The organism is Candidatus Microthrix subdominans (genome assembly GCA_016719385.1).
Taxonomy (GTDB): domain Bacteria; phylum Actinomycetota; class Acidimicrobiia; order Acidimicrobiales; family Microtrichaceae; genus Microthrix; species Microthrix subdominans.
This window is the reverse complement of record JADJZA010000001.1, coordinates 314,887-331,113: the sequence shown is the minus strand read 5'-3', so window position 1 is coordinate 331,113 and position 16,227 is coordinate 314,887. Positions and strand designations below refer to the sequence as shown.

The window sequence follows — 16,227 nt, the reverse complement described above, 5'->3', positions numbered from 1 at the left end:
GGTCAGCCCTGATCGAGCACCCAACGGGCCGCACCGCCGCTGGCCTGCTGAGCCTCATCGGACTCGAGCTGCTCCAGAATCTCGCTGGCCAACTCCTTGCCCAGCTCAACCCCCCACTGGTCGAAGCTGTTGATGCCCCAGATCACGCCTTGGGTGAAGACGCTGTGCTCGTACATGGCGATCAGCTGCCCGAGGACGGCCGGGGTGAGCTCGGGCGCCAGGATGGTCGTGCTCGGCCGGTTGCCGGGGAAGGTGCGGTGCGCCACCTGATCGGCGGGAACCCCGGCCGCCTCAGCCTCCTCCGCGGTGCGTCCCTCGGCCAATGCCCGCCCTTGAGCCAGCACATTGGCCAGCAGCTTGCGCTGGTGATCCCCCTCGTCGTCGACCGACTCGCTGAACGCGATCAGGTCGACCGGGACGATCGAAGTGCCCTGATGGAGTAGTTGGTAGAACGCGTGCTGGCCGTTGGTGCCAGGCTGGCCCCAGACGACCGATCCTGTGCGCAGTGTGGCCGGGCTGCCGTCGAGGCGCACCCGCTTACCGTTTGACTCCATGTCCAGTTGTTGCAGATAGGCGGGGAACCGAGCCAGGTCGGCGGCGTAGGGCAGCACAGCATGGGTCGGGAAGCCGTACAGGTCCCGGTAGAGCACCCGGAGGAGCCCGACGAGCACGGGTGCGTTGTCGCGCAGCGGGGCGGTGCGGAAGTGCTCGTCCATCGTGTGGGCCCCATCGAGGAGCGCTCGAAAGTCGTCCTCGCCGACCGCGAGCATCAGGCTGAGCCCCACCGCCGACCACACCGAATAGCGGCCGCCGACCCAGTCCCAGATACGGAACATGTTGTCGAGGTCGATGCCGAACTCGACCACCGCCTCAGCGTTGGTCGACACGGCGACGAAGTGCTTGGCCACCCAGGCCTCGTCATCGTCATCGCCGTCATCGTCGGCGTCGGCGTCGGCGTCGTCGTCATCGTCGTCATCGTCTTCGGCGTCGTCGGCATCGGCATCGGCATCGGCATCGGCATCGGCATCGACATCGTCCGCATCGTCCGCATCGTCCGCATCGTCCGCATCGTCCGCATCGTCCGCATCGTCCGCATCGTCGGTCAGCTTGGAGGCGAGCTCTGCAGCAAAACCATGTTCCTGAGTGGGTGCCGGCTCGCCATCGCTCTCTTCGATGGTCCCCGCAGCGTCTGCGTCGCCCGTGGCAGCAGCGTCGGTGGGGCCTGCAAGCCCAGCGCGGATCCACTCCTTCAGCGTCTGCGCGTTCGTGAGGGTCTCGTCGGTCGTGAACGTCTTCGACACGACGACGACCAAGGTGGTCGCTGGGTCGACGCCATCGGTGGCCGCGGCGATCCCGGCCGGGTCGACGTTGGACACGAACCGGCACTCGATGCCGTCCTGGCGGTAGCTGCGCAAGGCCCGATAGGCCATTTCGGGGCCCAGATCGGAGCCGCCGATGCCCACGTTGATGACCGTGCGGATTGGCTCGCCGGTGGCCCCCACCCACTCGCCCGAGTGCACACGGTCGGTCAGCTCGGCCATCGCCTCGAGCACCTCATGCACCTCGGGAACCACGTCGGTTCCATCGATCTCGAAGGACGCATCGTCCGGGGCGCGGAGAGCGACGTGGCCGACCGCTCGGTCCTCGGTGCTGTTGATGTGCTCGCCGGCAAACATGGCGTCGCGCCGTTCACTCAGCCCCGCCCGCTCGGCGACGACCACCAGGGCGTCCAACAGTTCGGGCGTGGCCCGGTGCCGGGTGAAGTCCAGGTACAGGTCGCCGACTTCGAGGGTCATCGCAGTTCGGCGCCCGGACTCGGCCAGCAGGTCGCGCAGGTGGCGACCCCGAACTGTCTCGAAGACGTCGACGAGCGAGTTCCACTCCCGGGTGGTGGCGACGTCGATGGGCTGGTCAGGCTCGTTGAGATCGTCCCAGGCGAAGTAGTCGTCGGAGTCTCGGGAGCCGAAGAAGTCGCGTGGTGTCACCCCAACCAAGCTAGTGGTGAGCCCGATGCATTCCGTCGACCCTGGCCGGGCCAAGCGCCCGCCGGCCGCCGGCGCTCAGCCCGCCCAGCCCTTGACCTTCTCGATCAACTCCAACGGATTCTCGCCCACCGGGTGGACCTGCAAGCGGGTGACGCCGGCGGCCCTGTAGGCCTCGATGCGCTCGCGCACGTAGCCCTCGTCGCCCACCATCGAGGTGGCGTCGAGGAACTCCTGAGGCACCGCCGCCATCGCCTCCTCCTTCTTGCCGGCCAGGTACAGATCCTGAATCTGCTCTGCGGCCTCCTCGTAGCCGTACTTGCAAAAGATGTTGTTGTAGAAGTTCTTGCCCTTGGCGCCCATGCCGCCGACGTACAGCGCCGTCATAAAGCGGGCGCCGTTGCGGATCTCGGCCGCCTCCGCCTCGCCGCAGATCGACACGGTGCCGCCGGCGACCACCTCGAGCGGGGGCAGCGACGGGTCGCGTTTGGCGGCGCCCGCTGCGAGCGAGTCGCCCCACACCGAGGCGGCCTTCTCCGGGTGGAAGAACACCGGGAGCCACCCCTCGGCGATCTCGGCGGTCACCTCGACGTTCTTGGGCCCCAACGAAGCGATGTACACGGGGATGTTGGCCCGCTTGGGGTGGTTGATCAGCTTCAGCGGTTTGCCCAGCCCGGTGCCCTCGCCCTCGGGCAGGGGCAGGTGATAGCTGGGGCCGTCGTGGGTGACCACTTCGCGGCGCCACACCTTGCGGCAGATCTCGATCAGCTCACGCTGGCGCCCGATCGGCTTGTCGTAGGGCACGCCGTGCCAGCCCTCGATCACCTGGGGCCCGGACGCGCCGATGCCCAAAATGAAGCGGCCCTCCGACACCGCATCCAGCCCGGCGGCCGTCATGGCGGTCAGCGTCGGGGTACGGCTGTAGATGGGCAGGATCGCCGAGCCCAACTCCATCGTCTCGGTCTTGGCCGCCAGATATCCCAGGATGGACACGGCGTCGAAGCTGTACAGCTCGGCCACCCATCCCACGTCGATACCGGCCCGTTCCAGGTCGGCGGCCTCGGCCGCCGTGTCGCGTGGGTCGCCGGAGTAGTTGAGGGCCATCGCAAGCTTCATCGACACATCCTGTCAGCCCGTCCACCAACCCGGGCCTATCGTCAGGGCGATGGAAGCATCAACCATTCACCAGACCATCGACCGCTGGCATGCCTACCTGCAGGGCGACGAGCCGGACGGGCTCGAGTCGCTGCTGGCCGACGACGTCGTGTTCTACTCGCCGATCATCTATACGCCTCAGGCGGGCAAGGCGGTGACCGCCCTGTACTTGGAAGCGGCCAAGCAGACGTTGCCAGGATCGAAGCCGACCGGTGACGGCTCGGGCGGCACCGAGACGGCCTTCCGGTACGTCAAGCAGGTGCTCGACGGTGACACCGCCGTACTGGAGTTTGAGACGTCGCTCGAAGGCACCTACGTCAACGGCGTCGACATCATCCGCATCGACGACGACGGACGGATCGTGGAGTTTCGGGTGATGCTGCGCCCCCTTAAGGCCATCAACCTGGTGCATCGCCTGATGGGCGAGGCGCTGGAGGCGCTGACTCGCTGAGTAATCGGCGAGCGTGTTCCGCAGCGCGAGCGTTACGCCAGCACTTCAGCCTCCATCACCGCCTGGGCACCCTGGTCGCGGGAGTCCCAGCGGGCCACGAAGGCGAACGTGTCACCCCGCACGATGCTGTGGCGCCATTCGATCGGGTGTTGCCGGTCGGGGCCGTAGGTGACCCGCTCGATGGCAAACACCGGCTGTTTCGCCCCGATGCCCAGCAGGCTACGCTGCTCCGCGGTGGGCAGTTCGGGGTGGATGCGCTCCCAGCCCGAACACGGCTGAACACCGGTGCGCTCGGCCAACTCGCCATACAGGGCGGTGCGACTGAAATCGCAGTCGAGGATGGGGCGGGCAAGCGACGCGGGCAGCCATGAGCGGTCGAGCGCCAGCGCGCGACCGTCGGCCTGCCGCAATCGCTCGAGGTACACCAGCGCCTCGTCTTCGTCGAGGCCCAGCACGCCGGCCGCCTCGGCATTGGTGCGCTCATCGAGTGCCCGAACGACGCTGTGCTGTTCGTAGCCTTGGGCCTCGATCGATCGGTACAGGGAGTACAGGGTGCCCAGCGGTTGTTCGATGCCTGGGGAGGTCACGCGGGTTCCCCGACCCCGTTCCCGAACGACCAGGCCTGCATCGGCCAAGCGCCGCACCGCCTCCCGTGCGGTGTGACGGCTGACGCCGTAGGCCTCCATCAGCTCACCGTCGCCGGGGAAGTGCTCGGCAAAGTCGCCGGCGTCCAACCGACGCCGAAGGTCGTCCGAGACCTGGCACCACAGGGGCAGCGGACTGGATCGATCGACCGGGTTCACCATAGGTACGAACATACGGATCACCGACCACATCGCCCAAGTTGTCCGCCGGTCTCGTCACTTCGGCAGGTGAGCCAAACCGGGCGATCCCGGAGTTGCCGCGGGGTTGTCAAGCGACGTCTGCCACCTCACACTGACAGGGCAAGTCGCCGACGCTGCTCAGCACGGCTTGGGAATAGACGTACGGTCGGACGGTTGGTGCTAATGTACGGACATTCGTTTAACCGACTCGCCTGAGCGGTACCACCATCGAGGAGACACCGATGTTGTTCACCCAGTACTACCTGGACTGCCTGTCCCACGCGAGCTACATGGTCGCTGATACGGACGCAGGGGTGGCCGCCGTGGTCGACCCCCGACGCGACATTGAGGAATACCTGGCCGACGCCAAAGAGGCCGGAGTCGAGATCAAATACGTCATCGAAACCCACGTCCACGCCGACTTCCTCTCCGGCCACCTCGAGATGGCGGCCGCGACCGGCGCCGAGATCATCTACGGCGAAGCAGCCGACACCGAGTTCGCCATCCGCAAGGTGACCGACGGCGAGCGGATTTCGTTGGGCGAGGTCACGCTGGAGTTTCGAGCGACCCCTGGCCACACCCCCGAGTCGATCTCGGTGGTCGTCTACGAACATCCCGATGACGAGACGCCATACGGCGTGCTGACGGGCGACACGCTGTTCATCGGTGATGTCGGGCGTCCCGACCTGCTGAGCTCGATCGGCGTGACCGCCGAGGAGTTGGGCGGGCAGCTCTACGACTCGCTGCGCAACAAGATCATGCCGTTGCCCGACGAGACCCGGGTGTTCCCGGCACACGGCGCCGGTTCGGCCTGCGGTAAAAACCTGTCCACCGAGACCAGCTCCACCCTGGGCGAACAGCGCCAAAGCAACTACGCCCTCGCACCGATGAGCAAGGAACGTTTCGTCGAGCTGGTGACCGAGGGACAGCCAGCGGCGCCCAAGTACTTCTTCTTCGACGCCGTAGCCAACCGTTCCGACCGCGAGCTGCTCGACACCGATCCGCCCGCACAGCTCAACCTGGAGCAGGTGCTCGAAGCTCAGCGCAATGGGGCGGCCGTCCTCGACGTGCGTGACGCCCTCGACTTCGCCCAGGGGCACCTGGCCGGATCGCTCAACGTGGGCCTCGAAGGCCGTTATGCCGAGTTTGCCGGCATCGCCGTGCCCCACGATGCCGACATCGTCTTGATCACCGACCCCGGCCAAGGCGCCGAAGCGCAGCTGCGCCTGGGACGCATCGGCTTCGACAACGTCATCGGCGTTCTCGAAGGCCCCGAGGCTGCGTTCGTCACCCAACCTGAAGTCACCGCGCGGTGCTCCCGCCTGACCGCAGCAGCGTTCGACGAGGCACGCATTGCCAGCGACGACGTGCAGGTCATCGATGTGCGCAACCCGGGCGAAATCGCCCTCGGCTCCATCCCCGGGGCGCTTGAAATTCCCCTGGCCCAGATGCAGGACCGTCTCGACGAGATCGACCTCGACCGCCCGATCGTCGTGCACTGCGCCGGCGGCTACCGCTCCTCGCTGGGCGCCAGCTGGCTGCGCTCACAGGGCGCAACCGACGTCTCCGACCTGCTCGGCGGCTACGACGCCTGGGTTGCGCTGCACGCCCCGGCCTAACCCCGAGCGGCCCCATCGCCGCTCCTCCCCAACTCTCCCCCGAACAAAGGAACCTCCTATGCCCTCCCCTACCCTCACGACCACCCCGACTGCCGCCGAGTTCACCGGCGATCGACTCGATTGCGCAACCATGGCCGGATGGCTCGAGCGTGGCGACGACGTGAGGCTGCTCGACGTCCGTAGCCCGGCCGAGTTCGAGACCGCCCACATCCCCGGCAGCTACAACGTGCCGCTCAACATGTTGGGCGAGCACGCCGACGAAATCCGCGCCCACCTCGACGTGCCGGTGGTGATCATCTGCCGGTCGGGCGGCCGGGCAGCCCAGGCCAACCGCACGCTCGCCGGTTCCGGGATGTCCAACACCCACATCCTTGAAGGGGGGCTGATGGGGTGGGATGACGGCAGCCGCCCGCTCACGCGCGGCGAGGCTCGCTGGGACATCGAACGCCAGGTTCGCATGGTCGCCGGCTCGATGATTGCCGGCAGCGTGCTGGCCAGCGTCAAGTTCCCCAAGGCTCGGTTTCTGGCCGGAGCGGTCGGCGGCGGGCTCGCCTTCGCAGCCGCATCCAACACCTGCATGATGGGCAACCTCCTCGGGCGCCTGCCGTACAACCAGAGCAACTCGTGCGACATCGACAAGATGGTCGACGAGCTCACCGGGCGGGCCTGAGCCGATGCGCGGCCTGCTCGCCAGTCCCCTCGGTCTGTTGATCGGGCTCAGCTTGGGTGCCCTCGGAGGGGGCGGTTCGATCCTGGCCGTCCCCGCGCTGGTGTACGGGGCAGGCGAGACCGCCCAGGTCGCCACCAGCACCAGCCTGCTCGTCGTCGGCGCCGCGTCGTTCATGGGCGTCGGGTCGCACTGGCGGGCCGGCCGGGTGAAGTGGGGCCATGGGCTGTTGTTCGGCATCACCGGTCTGGGCGGCAGCTACATCGGTACCGCCGCGAACCAGGCGGTCGACCCCGATGTGCTGCTGCTGGCCTTCAGCGGCGTGATGGTGGCGGCGGCTGTCGCCATGTGGCGCCGCAACAAGAGCGTCTCCCCTGCGGCGACCGACCCCGCCGTGGAGACCCCCGAGGTTGTCGCGGCCCCGGCGGGTTCCGGTGCGTCGGTGACCTCCACGCGTTCGCCGGCGGCCCCGGTCCGTGATGCTGCGTTGGCTTCGCCGGCCGCAGACCATGCCGGGCAGACTGGCGACCCTCCTGCGGCCCCCAGAGCCGACGACCCCGAGAGCCTCAGCTGGGCCGCCCTGCCCAAGGTGCTGCTCGCCGGCACCGTCGTCGGCCTGATGACCGGCTTCTTTGGCGTCGGCGGCGGTTTCGTCATCGTCCCCGCACTGGTGCTCACCATGGGGTTCTCGATGCCCGACGCAGTGGGCACGTCGCTGGTGGTCATCGCCATCAACTCGGCCATGGCGCTCGGCCTGCGGGCCGGGTCGCTCGACATCCACTGGGGCGACGCGCTGCCGTTCCTGGTGCTGGCCATCGTCGGCACCGTGCTGGGCAAACGTATCGCCGATCGCGTGCCGGCCTCGAAGCTGACCACAGGGTTCGTGGTGTTGCTGATCGCCCTTGCCGCCTACACAGCGATCAGCTCGATCTCACAGCTCCTGTAGCCGAGCCGACGATTCGTCAGGTGGCGTTGTCGGCCATCTTCTGCTGGGCGTCGGCGAGGGTTTGGGGCACGGGGCCTGCCACCCCGAGCAGGCCGAGCCGCTCGGCGGCCGCCACCGCCTCGGAGCGCGACACGACACCCAGCTTCCGGTAGATCGCCGCCACGTGGCTCTTGACGGTATTGCGGCTGACGAACACGCGGTCGGCGATGTCCCCGAGGGACAGGTGGGTTGGCAGGTAGGCCAGCACCCTCAACTCGGCGGTGGTGATCGACACCGGATCACGCTGAGAGACGTCCGCTCCGCCGAGCACCGTCATCAGCGAGTCCAGTTTGACGTTGAGGTACGAACACGTCGGGTCGAGACGACGTGCGAGCGCCGCCTCGTGTGCCATCGCACGAGCGCCCTGTCGATCGCCGAGGGCGAGCGCCGCCTGCGCCAGGGCAAGATACCCCCGGAGCGCCGACCGGGCGGACAGGTCACCCAGCTCGGCCATCAGCCGACGGCAACGCAGCGCTGCAGTCCGCGATTCCTCGGCACGGCCATCAAGTGCGGCCATCAGTGCCTCGGCCGCGTAGGCGGGGATCACCCACGACACGCCCTCAAGGTTGTGGTCCCCACACAGCTTCATTGCTCGGCGGGCACGACGGCGCGCCTGGTCAAAGTCCTGATCGTCCGCCTCGATCAACGCCAAAACCCCGAGAAACGCAGCTTCAAAGGAGGGAGAATGAGCCACTTCGCCCACCCCTGCGTACATCAAGTCCCGAGCCACCGTGTTATCGCCGTCGAGCGATGCAACCGTGCCGGCCAGGCACGTTGCGTATCCCCACCACGGGTTGGTCCTTGGCCCTCCGCCGGCGCGAATGGTCGCCGTGTCCCGCAGGACGCCCACCGTACCCTCGGCGGCGATGAGCGACCGGATCGCCGCGATCGCCACGTCCAGCGACGGGCTACCGTCGGCCAGCGGACCGTCGTGTACCAGCGACTCGGCGGCCTTGATCGAGCGCGCGATCATCGTCGGGTCGGCGGTCCCGGCGCCGTACCACGCCCGGGCGAGAGCCAACGATGGGTTCCGCTCGGCCAGGTCTGGACCGACCAGTTCGATCCACTGGCCGAGCAGTGCGACCCGGCCATCGTTGATCAGCTTGAGCGAGTGGCCGAGGATAAGTTCGGCGGCCCGGCCCGATTCTCCTGCAGCGGCGGCCTGACGGATGGCACCATCGATATCGCCGCGTTCCTCGAGCGCGCGGCTGGCTCGCGAACGCAGCGTGCGGGCTTCGAGCGGGCGCTCGGACTGAAGACGGGTGCGCAGCGCATCCCCCACCAAATGGTGGAACCGAAACCACTCGTGACGGTCGTCGAGCGCAACGAGGAAGAGGTTTCCCGACCGGTCGATCCGGTCGAGCAGGTCGGCCGCCGAGGTACCGCCGAGCACCTCATCGAGCAGCGGCCCGTTCATCCGCTCCAGAACCGACGAACGCAACAGAAAGTCGACCGTGTCCTTCTCGGCGCCGCTCAAAACCTCGTCCATGAGATACCCGGCGATCGAGCGGCCGGTGTCGGGGGATCCGGTCCGGATACGTCCGGACTCCCGCAACGCAAGCACGGACAGGCCGAGCCCCGCCGGCCATCCCTCGGTGTGGTTGATGAGGCCGTCGGTCTCGGACTCGCTCAGGCGAAGCCCGGCCGCCGAGATCACCCTGCGCATCTCGTCAGCATCCATCGCAAGGTCGTCGGCGTCGATCTCGACCAGTCCACCCTCGAGGCGTCGTCGGGCCAGCTGCAGTTGCGGAGGCTGCCGGGAGATGAGCACCAACTGGGATCCGGCTGGAAGGTATCGCAGGAGTTCTTGGATCACCTCGAGCGCGCCATCGGAGGTTGCCAGGTGTGCATCATCGAGCACGATCGCCATCGGCGACCGTGCGGCCACGGCCCGGCCGAGCGTCGGGAGCAGCGCCGTGTCCAACGGACGCCCCGACCCCACCAGAACCCGAACCACCTCATCGTTCAGCGGCGAGCAGGTGTGAATCGCTGCGGCGATGTGTCGGAGGAGATACACCGGGTCGCCGTCGGGCGGGCCGAGCTGAGCCCAGGCAAACGGCCGTGGATCCGCCTCCGCCCACAGCTTCACAGCGATCGTCTTCCCGCACCCCGCCGGTGCAGCAAGGACGACCAGGGGCGACTCGATCGCCTTCACCAGTCGGTCGGTCAGTATCGGGCGCTGCACGACCCCGGACCGGAGGGGCCCTCGTCCCACGCTCGACGCCTCGACACCGAGTTCGGTCAAGACCGTGGAAAGGTCGGCCTCACCCGTCGGCGCTTGTTCCACGAGTTCACCTTAGCGACGACGCTCCTCCGCCGGGCTCCAACCCGGCCCGATCGACGACGATGACGAACGCGTCGATGTCCTGGGATTGACCAGCAATCGGGTGGGTCAGGGCGGCCGGGTCAGGATGGATCGAGGTAGCGAGCCACGGCGGTGATGTAAGCGGGAAATCCATCTCCCACGGTGCGTACCGCATCGGCGATCAGGTCCATCCGCAGGTCGACGTAGTGATGCACCAAAACGTTTCTGAGCCCTGCGGACGGGGCGAGCGTGGCGGCGAGCGCCTCGTCGAGCACACCGGCCTCGACGAGGTCGTGAAACGAGGCGCGGCCGGTCTCGGGTGAACGACCCAGGGTCTTGGCAACGAGGTGGGCATTGATGTCGAAGGCCAGGCCCACAATCACCTGGAGCAGCCGCTCGACCGCCGCTCGGGCGACAGGGTCATCGTTCAACTGGGCGACGTCCACCCCTCGAAACCCGTCAAGGGTGTCCAGCGCGTCGCGCATCATCCGGAGCCGGCGGATAACCACATCCGGGTTGGGTTCGACCGGTGTCATCTCGCCAGCAACTTGCGGTCGAGTTCGCGGAACTTAGCGGTGTCCCATAAATGGCCGATAGCTGCCATCTGTGCTTCAGCAAAAGCGCCCGAAACACGTTCGTACAGCGGAATCCCGCCCATCGCCTCGGCATCGAGCACCGGATGCTCCCCCGTGACCACGGCGACGTCGATGTTGTCGTAGCCGGTGGTGTCCACCAGCAGGTTGACCACCTCCAACAACCTGACGGGCCCATCGAAGCGGACCCCGATATCGAGGTCGGCTGGTTCCGAGTTCGCATCGCTGTGTCGACGCGCGACGCTGCCAAACGCGCTCATCAAGTCGACATGTAGCGCCTCAAGGTCCGGGTCGAGTTCACCCGCGTCGAGGGCGGCACGTAGCCGATCCAACGCCTCTCGAGCCCCGATGGTCACACGTCCAGCCTACGACAGCCCCTGGTCAGCTGTGGCCTTGGAGCCAGCCATCGGGCCCAACGGCGTAGAGTGAATGACACGCGTGTGGTTTGGGCACCAGCAGCGATCGCATCGCACTCCCGAATTACACCCCGGACCCGAGGCCCCGGCTTCGTTGTCACACCTGATCCGTAGGGTCGAACCACATGAAGTTCATCCACACCAGCGACTGGCATCTCGGGCGACGCCTTGGGGAACACGCGCTGATCGACGACCAGCGGGTGTTCTGCGACTGGCTGGTCGACCTGGCCGTCGCCGAGGGTGCGGAGCTGATCGTCATCGCCGGCGATGTGTACGACCGCGACGTTCCCCCCACCGAGGCGGTCGCGCTGTTCCGGTCCACGGTCAAGCGGCTGGTGTCGTCCGGCATCAAAGTGGCCGCCATCGCCGGCAACCACGATTCAGCCGAGCGCTTGTCGGCCTACGACGGCCTCACCGAACGCTCGGGCGTGCTGGTGCGGGGTGGCTTCGCCAGCGCCGGCCAACTGCACCGCTGGGAGTTCTCCGATGGGCCCCTCGCCGTCGCAGCAGTGGGCTTCCTCGCCCCCGCCGCCTTGCCGGCCGACCGGGCCGACGAGGTGGAGGCCGCTCATCTCGAAGCCGGCCGTCACGGTCCATGGCGCACGCACGACCGCGTCCTCGCCCACCACCTCGACCTGGCCCGGACGGCGGCCGAGGGGGCACCCCGTTCCCTGGTGATCTCCCATGCCTTCGTGTCGGGCGGGCTCGCAGGTGGGTCCGAGCGCCAATTGGCCGTCGGCGACGCCGGCCAGGTGGCGGCCCGGCGCTTCGACGGCTTCTCCTACGGTGCGCTCGGCCACCTCCACGTCAGTCAAAGGGTGGATGGACGCGACCAACTGCGGTACAGCGGCAGCCCGCTGGCGTACTCGTTCTCGACGGACGACCGCACGAAGAAGGAAGTGTTGGTCGTCGACATGGACCACAGCGGCGCCGTCAGCATCGAGGCGATCCCGGTGGAGGCCGGGCGGCCGGTCATCCTTCGCCGGGGGCGCTTGGACGACCTCGTAGCCAAAGCGCCGGAGTTGGACGAGCGCTCCGCGTACGTGCGGGTTGAGTTGACCGACCCCGTGCTTCCAGCTGATGCCCGACGGATCTTGGGCGGACACTTTCCCCACCTGGTCGAGATCGGGCACCTTCCCGACCGCACGGGCAGGGCCCCGTCGCAGGCCACCAGCTCCGAGGTGCGAGCCCTCGACCCGATCGAGGCAGCCAGATCGTTCTGGGACGAGCTCAGCACCGAGCCGCTCACCTCATCCGACGAACAGTTGCTGGGCGAGATTCTGGCCGAGGCGTTCTCCGCCGACGTTGATGACGCATCGCCCGGCGATCACGCCGCTGGCGTCCCAACAACCCCGTCGATGGCTGGGACTGGGGCTCAGCCATGAAGCCCAACCAACTCGTCATCGAGGCGTTCGGTCCCTACGCCACTCGGGCCGAGGTCGACTTCGATGCGCTGGCCGACACCCGGCTGTTCGTCGTGTCCGGTCCGACCGGCGCCGGCAAGACGTCCATCTTCGACGCGATGTGTTGGGCGCTGTACGGCGAGTTGCCCGGCAACCGGCTGCGGGAGGGCAAGGTCCGTTCCGACGCCGCCGACCCTGGACACCTCACCTCGGTATCGCTCACCTTCACGGTCGACGACACCGTCTATCGGGTGATGCGTCAGCCAGAGCAGGATCGACCAAAGTTGCGGGGCACCGGCAGCACCACCGAGAAGCAGTCGGTCGAGTTGCACCGGCGGGCGGCCGGCGCTTGGGAGCCGATGGCGCACCGGTGGGCCGAGACCAACCGCATCTGCGCCGACCTGGTCGGCCTGACCCCCGCCCAGTTTCAACAGGTGGTGCTGTTGCCACAGGGTCGCTTTCAGGAGGTGCTGCACGCCACGTCGGACGAACGAACCAAGCTGCTGCGCACGCTCTTCGACACCGCAGGCTTCGAGCGAGCCCAAGACCTGCTGGACCGACGAGCCAAAACCGCCGAGACGCGACGCAACTCGATGATCGCCGAGTTGTCCCGCTCGGAAGACTCCGCCGACGCCGAGCTGGATGCGTTGCAGGCACTCGTCGAGGCGCAAGGTATCGAGCTGCCGCCGTTGACGAGGTCCTCCCCGACGGAGGCCACGTTCACATCGATGGTCGAGGCGGCCGAGCAGCCGGAGCCAGTCGCCGCCCAGACCACCGAACCGGATGCCGGACGCAAGCGAAAGCGGCGAGGGGCCGCCGGGCCCGGCCAGCTCAGCCTGGTTCCCGACGACGGTTTCGGCGGCGCTGCGGCCGAGGACGGGGACGACACCGAGGTCGAGGTTTCCTCCGCTCTCGACGCGGCGACGACCGGCGACCCATCAGGCGGGCCGACTTCGTCCGCTCCTCAGTCCACGGCCAACGCGGGGGTGCCGGCGACCTTCTCGCTCGGCGACCGGGCAGAGCGGCTGGAACTCCATGGAGTGGCGCTGCTCGACCGGCGCCGCGACGAGCACCGGGCGGCACGCAATGACGCCGAAAGAGCGCTCAACGCAGCACACCAGCTCGCCGAGCGTCAGGCCGGCTTCCGCACCGAGCGTGCGCAGCTCGAACGGCGGATGGAGCGACTGGACGGGATGGAGGCGAGCAGGCTGCGACTCGATTCGGCGCTGCGCGCCGCCGGGGTCGCCGACGCCCACCAGGTCGCTCAACGGGCTTCGCTCCAGTTGGCCGATGCACAGACATCCGCCGAGACCGCCCTGCGGCAGACGGCCTCTGAGCTCACCGAACTGATCGAACTCTGGCCGAACGAGTGCGGAGCGCCGCCCGCCGCCTCGGTGCTGGCCGAGGCTTCCGCAGGGTCGGCGACCGCCCTACCCGGCTGGCTCATCGATGCGGGCCGCCTCGACCTGACCCGTGTCCCCACATCCGATCGGGCTCGGCTCGCCGATGGGCTCGAAACCCTGGCCCGGCGCGCCGACCGGGGCGCCGGCGAGCTCCGGGGTCGTGCCGGCGAGATCGCCCAGGCCCGTGAGTTGGCCCGGCAGGCCTCGGCCCGCCAAGACGAGGCCGACGCTGCGGCGAAGCAGGTGGCGCACCTGAGCGCAAAGCTGGGCGAGCTGGCGGCCGAGCAGCGCACGCTGGACGTCGAGCGCCAAGAACTCGCTGCGCTGGCCGGCGGCGCAGACCGGGCCCAGGCTGCGCTGACCCAAGCGACCGGGCTGCGCGACGCTCGGATTGCCCTCGATGGCGAGCGTCTCGCCTTGGCCGACATCGACGCCGCGCTCGCTGCCGTCGCTCAGCAGACGCAGGCGCTCACGGTCGAAGCCGACCGGCTCACTGCCCAGCGTGATGCAGCCCGTCAGGTAGCCGCATGCGTCGCAGATCATCGCGGCGATGCCGACCGGGCAGCGGCCGTGCTCCGCCTGGCCAAGCGGCGTGACCAGAACCAGTCCGAGCTGGCCGACGCCGTGGCAGCGCTACAGCGCCATGCAGACGTGTACGCCAACTTGATGACGGCCTTCACCGCCGATGCGGCGCCTCGTTTGGCGGCCGCGCTCATCGATGGCGACGACTGCCCGGTCTGTGGCTCGGCAGAACACCCGCACCTCGCGGCTGCGCCGGCCGGAGCGGAGCCCGTCTCCACCGCCGACCTCGAACGCGCCCACGCAGCCAACATGGCCGCTATCAGCAAGCATTCGGCGCTCCAGGACCGGCTCGACGAGTGTGTGGCCGAGTTGGGCGACGACGCGGCCGAATCGATCGCCGGGCTCACAGAACGTCACCGTGCGGCCCACAACCTGGTCGATCGGGCCGTCGCTGCTGCCGTGGCCGTGACCGACATCGAGCAGCGGTTGACCGAGTTGGTCCAGCAGCGCCAAGGACTGGAGCAGCGCGACCGAACGGCTCACGGCCAACAGGCCGCCGGGAGCGAGCGACTCACCGCCCTGCTGGAGCGGCTGGGCGACTCGGCAGACGAGGCCGCCGCCGACCTGGAGACACGAGTTGCGACCGCGGCGGACGACAACCGGCGCTGTGTCGCCGCCGTCGAGGCCGTCGTCGAACTGGACCAGCATCGGACAGAGCTGGCCGTCCAGATCGAGAACCTCACGTCTCAGCGCTCAAAGGCCGCCGAACAACAGCATGCCGCAGCTGCCCAGGCCGACCAGCTTCAGGTGCAGGCGACCGCTCAGCTGTCGTCGCCGGATGCCATCTGGCCCCATGCGCAGTTGGCGCAACGCTGCGAAACGCTGGCAACGGTTGGGCGACGGGCCGCATCCTCGCTCGGTCGCCTCGACGCTGCGGCCCTCACCGACCTTGAGTCCCAGGCTGCCCTTCGGTCCTCGTTGACCCGCCAGGGTTTCAACGACATCGACGACATCGCGGCCGCAGCACTCGAGGAGTCCGAGCGACGCAGGTTGGAGGCCTCGATCAGCCGCTGGGACGGCGAGGGTTTCGCCCTCACCCAACGGTTGGTCAACATCGTCGAGGGCGGGCTCAGCCTGATTGCCCCCGACCTCGACGGGCTGGCCGCCCAGCTGGCTGACGCCACCGACGCTGCCGACCGGCTGATCGAGCACGCCTCCACCGCACGCAATCACCTCGGTCGTGCACGCCGGGCCATCGCCGAGCTGGATGGCCGGGGTGATGAGCGGGCCGCTGCGCAGGCCGACTACGAGGCCACCGACCGCCTGGCGCGCATGTGCCGAGGCCACAATGCACAGCGGGTCACGCTGGAGGCCTGGGTGTTGGCGCATCACCTGCGCGAGGTGGTCACCTCGGCCAACCACCGCCTGGGAACGATGAGCCGAGGCCGGTTTCAGATTCATGTCGACGACGAGGCGGCCGACCAGCGGTCCAAGCATGGCCTCGACCTGTCGATCGCCGACGCCGAGACAGGCACCCGCCGGCCGGTGCGCACCCTGTCGGGCGGCCAGACCTTCCAGGCATCGCTCGCCCTAGCCCTAGGCCTGGCCGATACGATCGCCACCCAGCGGGTTGGCCGCGACATCGGTGCCACCTTCATCGACGAAGGCTTTGGTGGCCTCGACGCCGACAGCTTGGACACCGCAATCGAGGTGTTGAACAACCTGGGTGCCGAGGGTCAGATGATCGGCGTGATCACCCACGTCGAAGAGCTGAAGGCGGTGCTGCCGGTGGCGATCGAGGTCACGCCCATGGGTGGAGGTCGCAGCGAGCTGACCCAGCTGATCGGCAACCCGCCGGCAGGGGCATCATCGGCTGCGGGGTCGTCGGCCGAGGTGGCGTGA

General features: G+C 68.2%; 11 protein-coding genes and 2 pseudogenes. 6 read left to right on the top strand and 7 right to left on the bottom strand.

Translation table 11 applies throughout. The features are described 5' to 3' along the window. Positions 1 to 2: 2 nt before the first annotated feature. The 3 genes and pseudogenes from pgi (IPN02_01625) to IPN02_01615 form a co-directional block, all read right to left on the bottom strand. Positions 3 to 923, bottom strand: a pseudogene (gene pgi, locus IPN02_01625) (glucose-6-phosphate isomerase). A gap of 300 nt (positions 924 to 1,223) precedes the next feature. Beyond that, positions 1,224 to 1,994: pseudogene (gene pgi, locus IPN02_01620) on the bottom strand (glucose-6-phosphate isomerase). 66 nt (positions 1,995 to 2,060) lie between these two features. Then, entirely contained in the window at positions 2,061 to 3,098 is a 1,038-nt protein-coding gene (locus IPN02_01615) for an LLM class F420-dependent oxidoreductase (protein MBK9295578.1), read from the bottom strand. Between the two features lie 49 nt (positions 3,099 to 3,147). Here IPN02_01615 and IPN02_01610 point away from each other — a divergent pair, with 49 nt between their 5' ends. Continuing rightward, positions 3,148 to 3,588 (top strand): nuclear transport factor 2 family protein, encoded by a 441-nt coding sequence (locus IPN02_01610; protein ID MBK9295577.1) that lies wholly within the window; start codon positions 3,148 to 3,150, stop codon positions 3,586 to 3,588. Positions 3,589 to 3,620: 32 nt separating this feature from the next. Here the strand turns inward: IPN02_01610 and IPN02_01605 are convergent, their stop codons facing one another. Continuing rightward, the gene (locus tag IPN02_01605) at positions 3,621 to 4,364 is read right to left on the bottom strand and encodes a GntR family transcriptional regulator (protein ID MBK9295576.1); all 744 of its coding nucleotides are present in this window, start codon (positions 4,362 to 4,364) and stop codon (positions 3,621 to 3,623) included. Positions 4,365 to 4,654: 290 nt separating this feature from the next. Here IPN02_01605 and IPN02_01600 point away from each other — a divergent pair, with 290 nt between their 5' ends. From IPN02_01600 to IPN02_01590, 3 genes are all read left to right on the top strand, one after another. Beyond that, positions 4,655 to 6,031 (top strand): MBL fold metallo-hydrolase, encoded by a 1,377-nt coding sequence (locus IPN02_01600; GenBank protein ID MBK9295575.1) that lies wholly within the window; start codon positions 4,655 to 4,657, stop codon positions 6,029 to 6,031. A 130-nt stretch (positions 6,032 to 6,161) separates the two neighbouring features. Next, entirely contained in the window at positions 6,162 to 6,701 is a 540-nt protein-coding gene (locus IPN02_01595; protein MBK9295574.1) for a rhodanese-like domain-containing protein, read from the top strand. A 4-nt stretch (positions 6,702 to 6,705) separates the two neighbouring features. Next, the gene (locus IPN02_01590) at positions 6,706 to 7,644 is read left to right on the top strand and encodes a TSUP family transporter (protein ID MBK9295573.1); all 939 of its coding nucleotides are present in this window, start codon (positions 6,706 to 6,708) and stop codon (positions 7,642 to 7,644) included. A gap of 16 nt (positions 7,645 to 7,660) precedes the next feature. On the opposite strand, the gene IPN02_01585 is transcribed toward IPN02_01590, so the two are convergent. The 3 genes from IPN02_01585 to IPN02_01575 all read right to left on the bottom strand — a co-directional run bounded on the left by IPN02_01585 (position 7,661) and on the right by IPN02_01575 (position 10,937). Then, complete coding sequence (locus tag IPN02_01585) at positions 7,661 to 9,970, bottom strand: hypothetical protein (GenBank protein MBK9295572.1); 2,310 nt, start codon at positions 9,968 to 9,970, stop codon at positions 7,661 to 7,663. Between the two features lie 119 nt (positions 9,971 to 10,089). Next, positions 10,090 to 10,524 (bottom strand): DUF86 domain-containing protein, encoded by a 435-nt coding sequence (locus tag IPN02_01580; GenBank protein MBK9295571.1) that lies wholly within the window; start codon positions 10,522 to 10,524, stop codon positions 10,090 to 10,092. Beyond that, positions 10,521 to 10,937, bottom strand: coding sequence for a hypothetical protein (locus tag IPN02_01575; GenBank protein ID MBK9295570.1), 417 nt, complete (start codon positions 10,935 to 10,937; stop codon positions 10,521 to 10,523). The genes IPN02_01580 and IPN02_01575 overlap by 4 nt, the downstream gene beginning before the upstream one ends. A 185-nt stretch (positions 10,938 to 11,122) precedes the next feature. On the opposite strand from IPN02_01575, the gene IPN02_01570 reads away from it, so the two are divergent. Both IPN02_01570 and IPN02_01565 read left to right on the top strand, forming a co-directional pair. After that, on the top strand, positions 11,123 to 12,382 hold the full coding sequence (locus tag IPN02_01570) for an exonuclease SbcCD subunit D (GenBank protein MBK9295569.1): 1,260 nt from the start codon (positions 11,123 to 11,125) through the stop codon (positions 12,380 to 12,382). Further along, positions 12,379 to 16,227 carry an SMC family ATPase gene (locus IPN02_01565; GenBank protein MBK9295568.1) on the top strand — a complete coding sequence of 1,283 codons (3,849 nt, stop codon included), beginning with the start codon at positions 12,379 to 12,381 and terminating at the stop codon, positions 16,225 to 16,227. The genes IPN02_01570 and IPN02_01565 overlap by 4 nt, the downstream gene beginning before the upstream one ends.

Coding starts and splice junctions, on each gene's coding strand:
- IPN02_01615 (MBK9295578.1), bottom strand. CDS start 3,098: ATGAAGCTTGCGATGGCCCTCAACTACTCCGGCGACCCACGCGACACG.
- IPN02_01610 (MBK9295577.1), top strand. CDS start 3,148: ATGGAAGCATCAACCATTCACCAGACCATCGACCGCTGGCATGCCTAC.
- IPN02_01600 (MBK9295575.1), top strand. CDS start 4,655: ATGTTGTTCACCCAGTACTACCTGGACTGCCTGTCCCACGCGAGCTAC.
- IPN02_01595 (MBK9295574.1), top strand. CDS start 6,162: ATGGCCGGATGGCTCGAGCGTGGCGACGACGTGAGGCTGCTCGACGTC.
- IPN02_01590 (MBK9295573.1), top strand. CDS start 6,706: ATGCGCGGCCTGCTCGCCAGTCCCCTCGGTCTGTTGATCGGGCTCAGC.
- IPN02_01580 (MBK9295571.1), bottom strand. CDS start 10,524: ATGACACCGGTCGAACCCAACCCGGATGTGGTTATCCGCCGGCTCCGG.
- IPN02_01570 (MBK9295569.1), top strand. CDS start 11,123: ATGAAGTTCATCCACACCAGCGACTGGCATCTCGGGCGACGCCTTGGG.
- IPN02_01565 (MBK9295568.1), top strand. CDS start 12,379: ATGAAGCCCAACCAACTCGTCATCGAGGCGTTCGGTCCCTACGCCACT.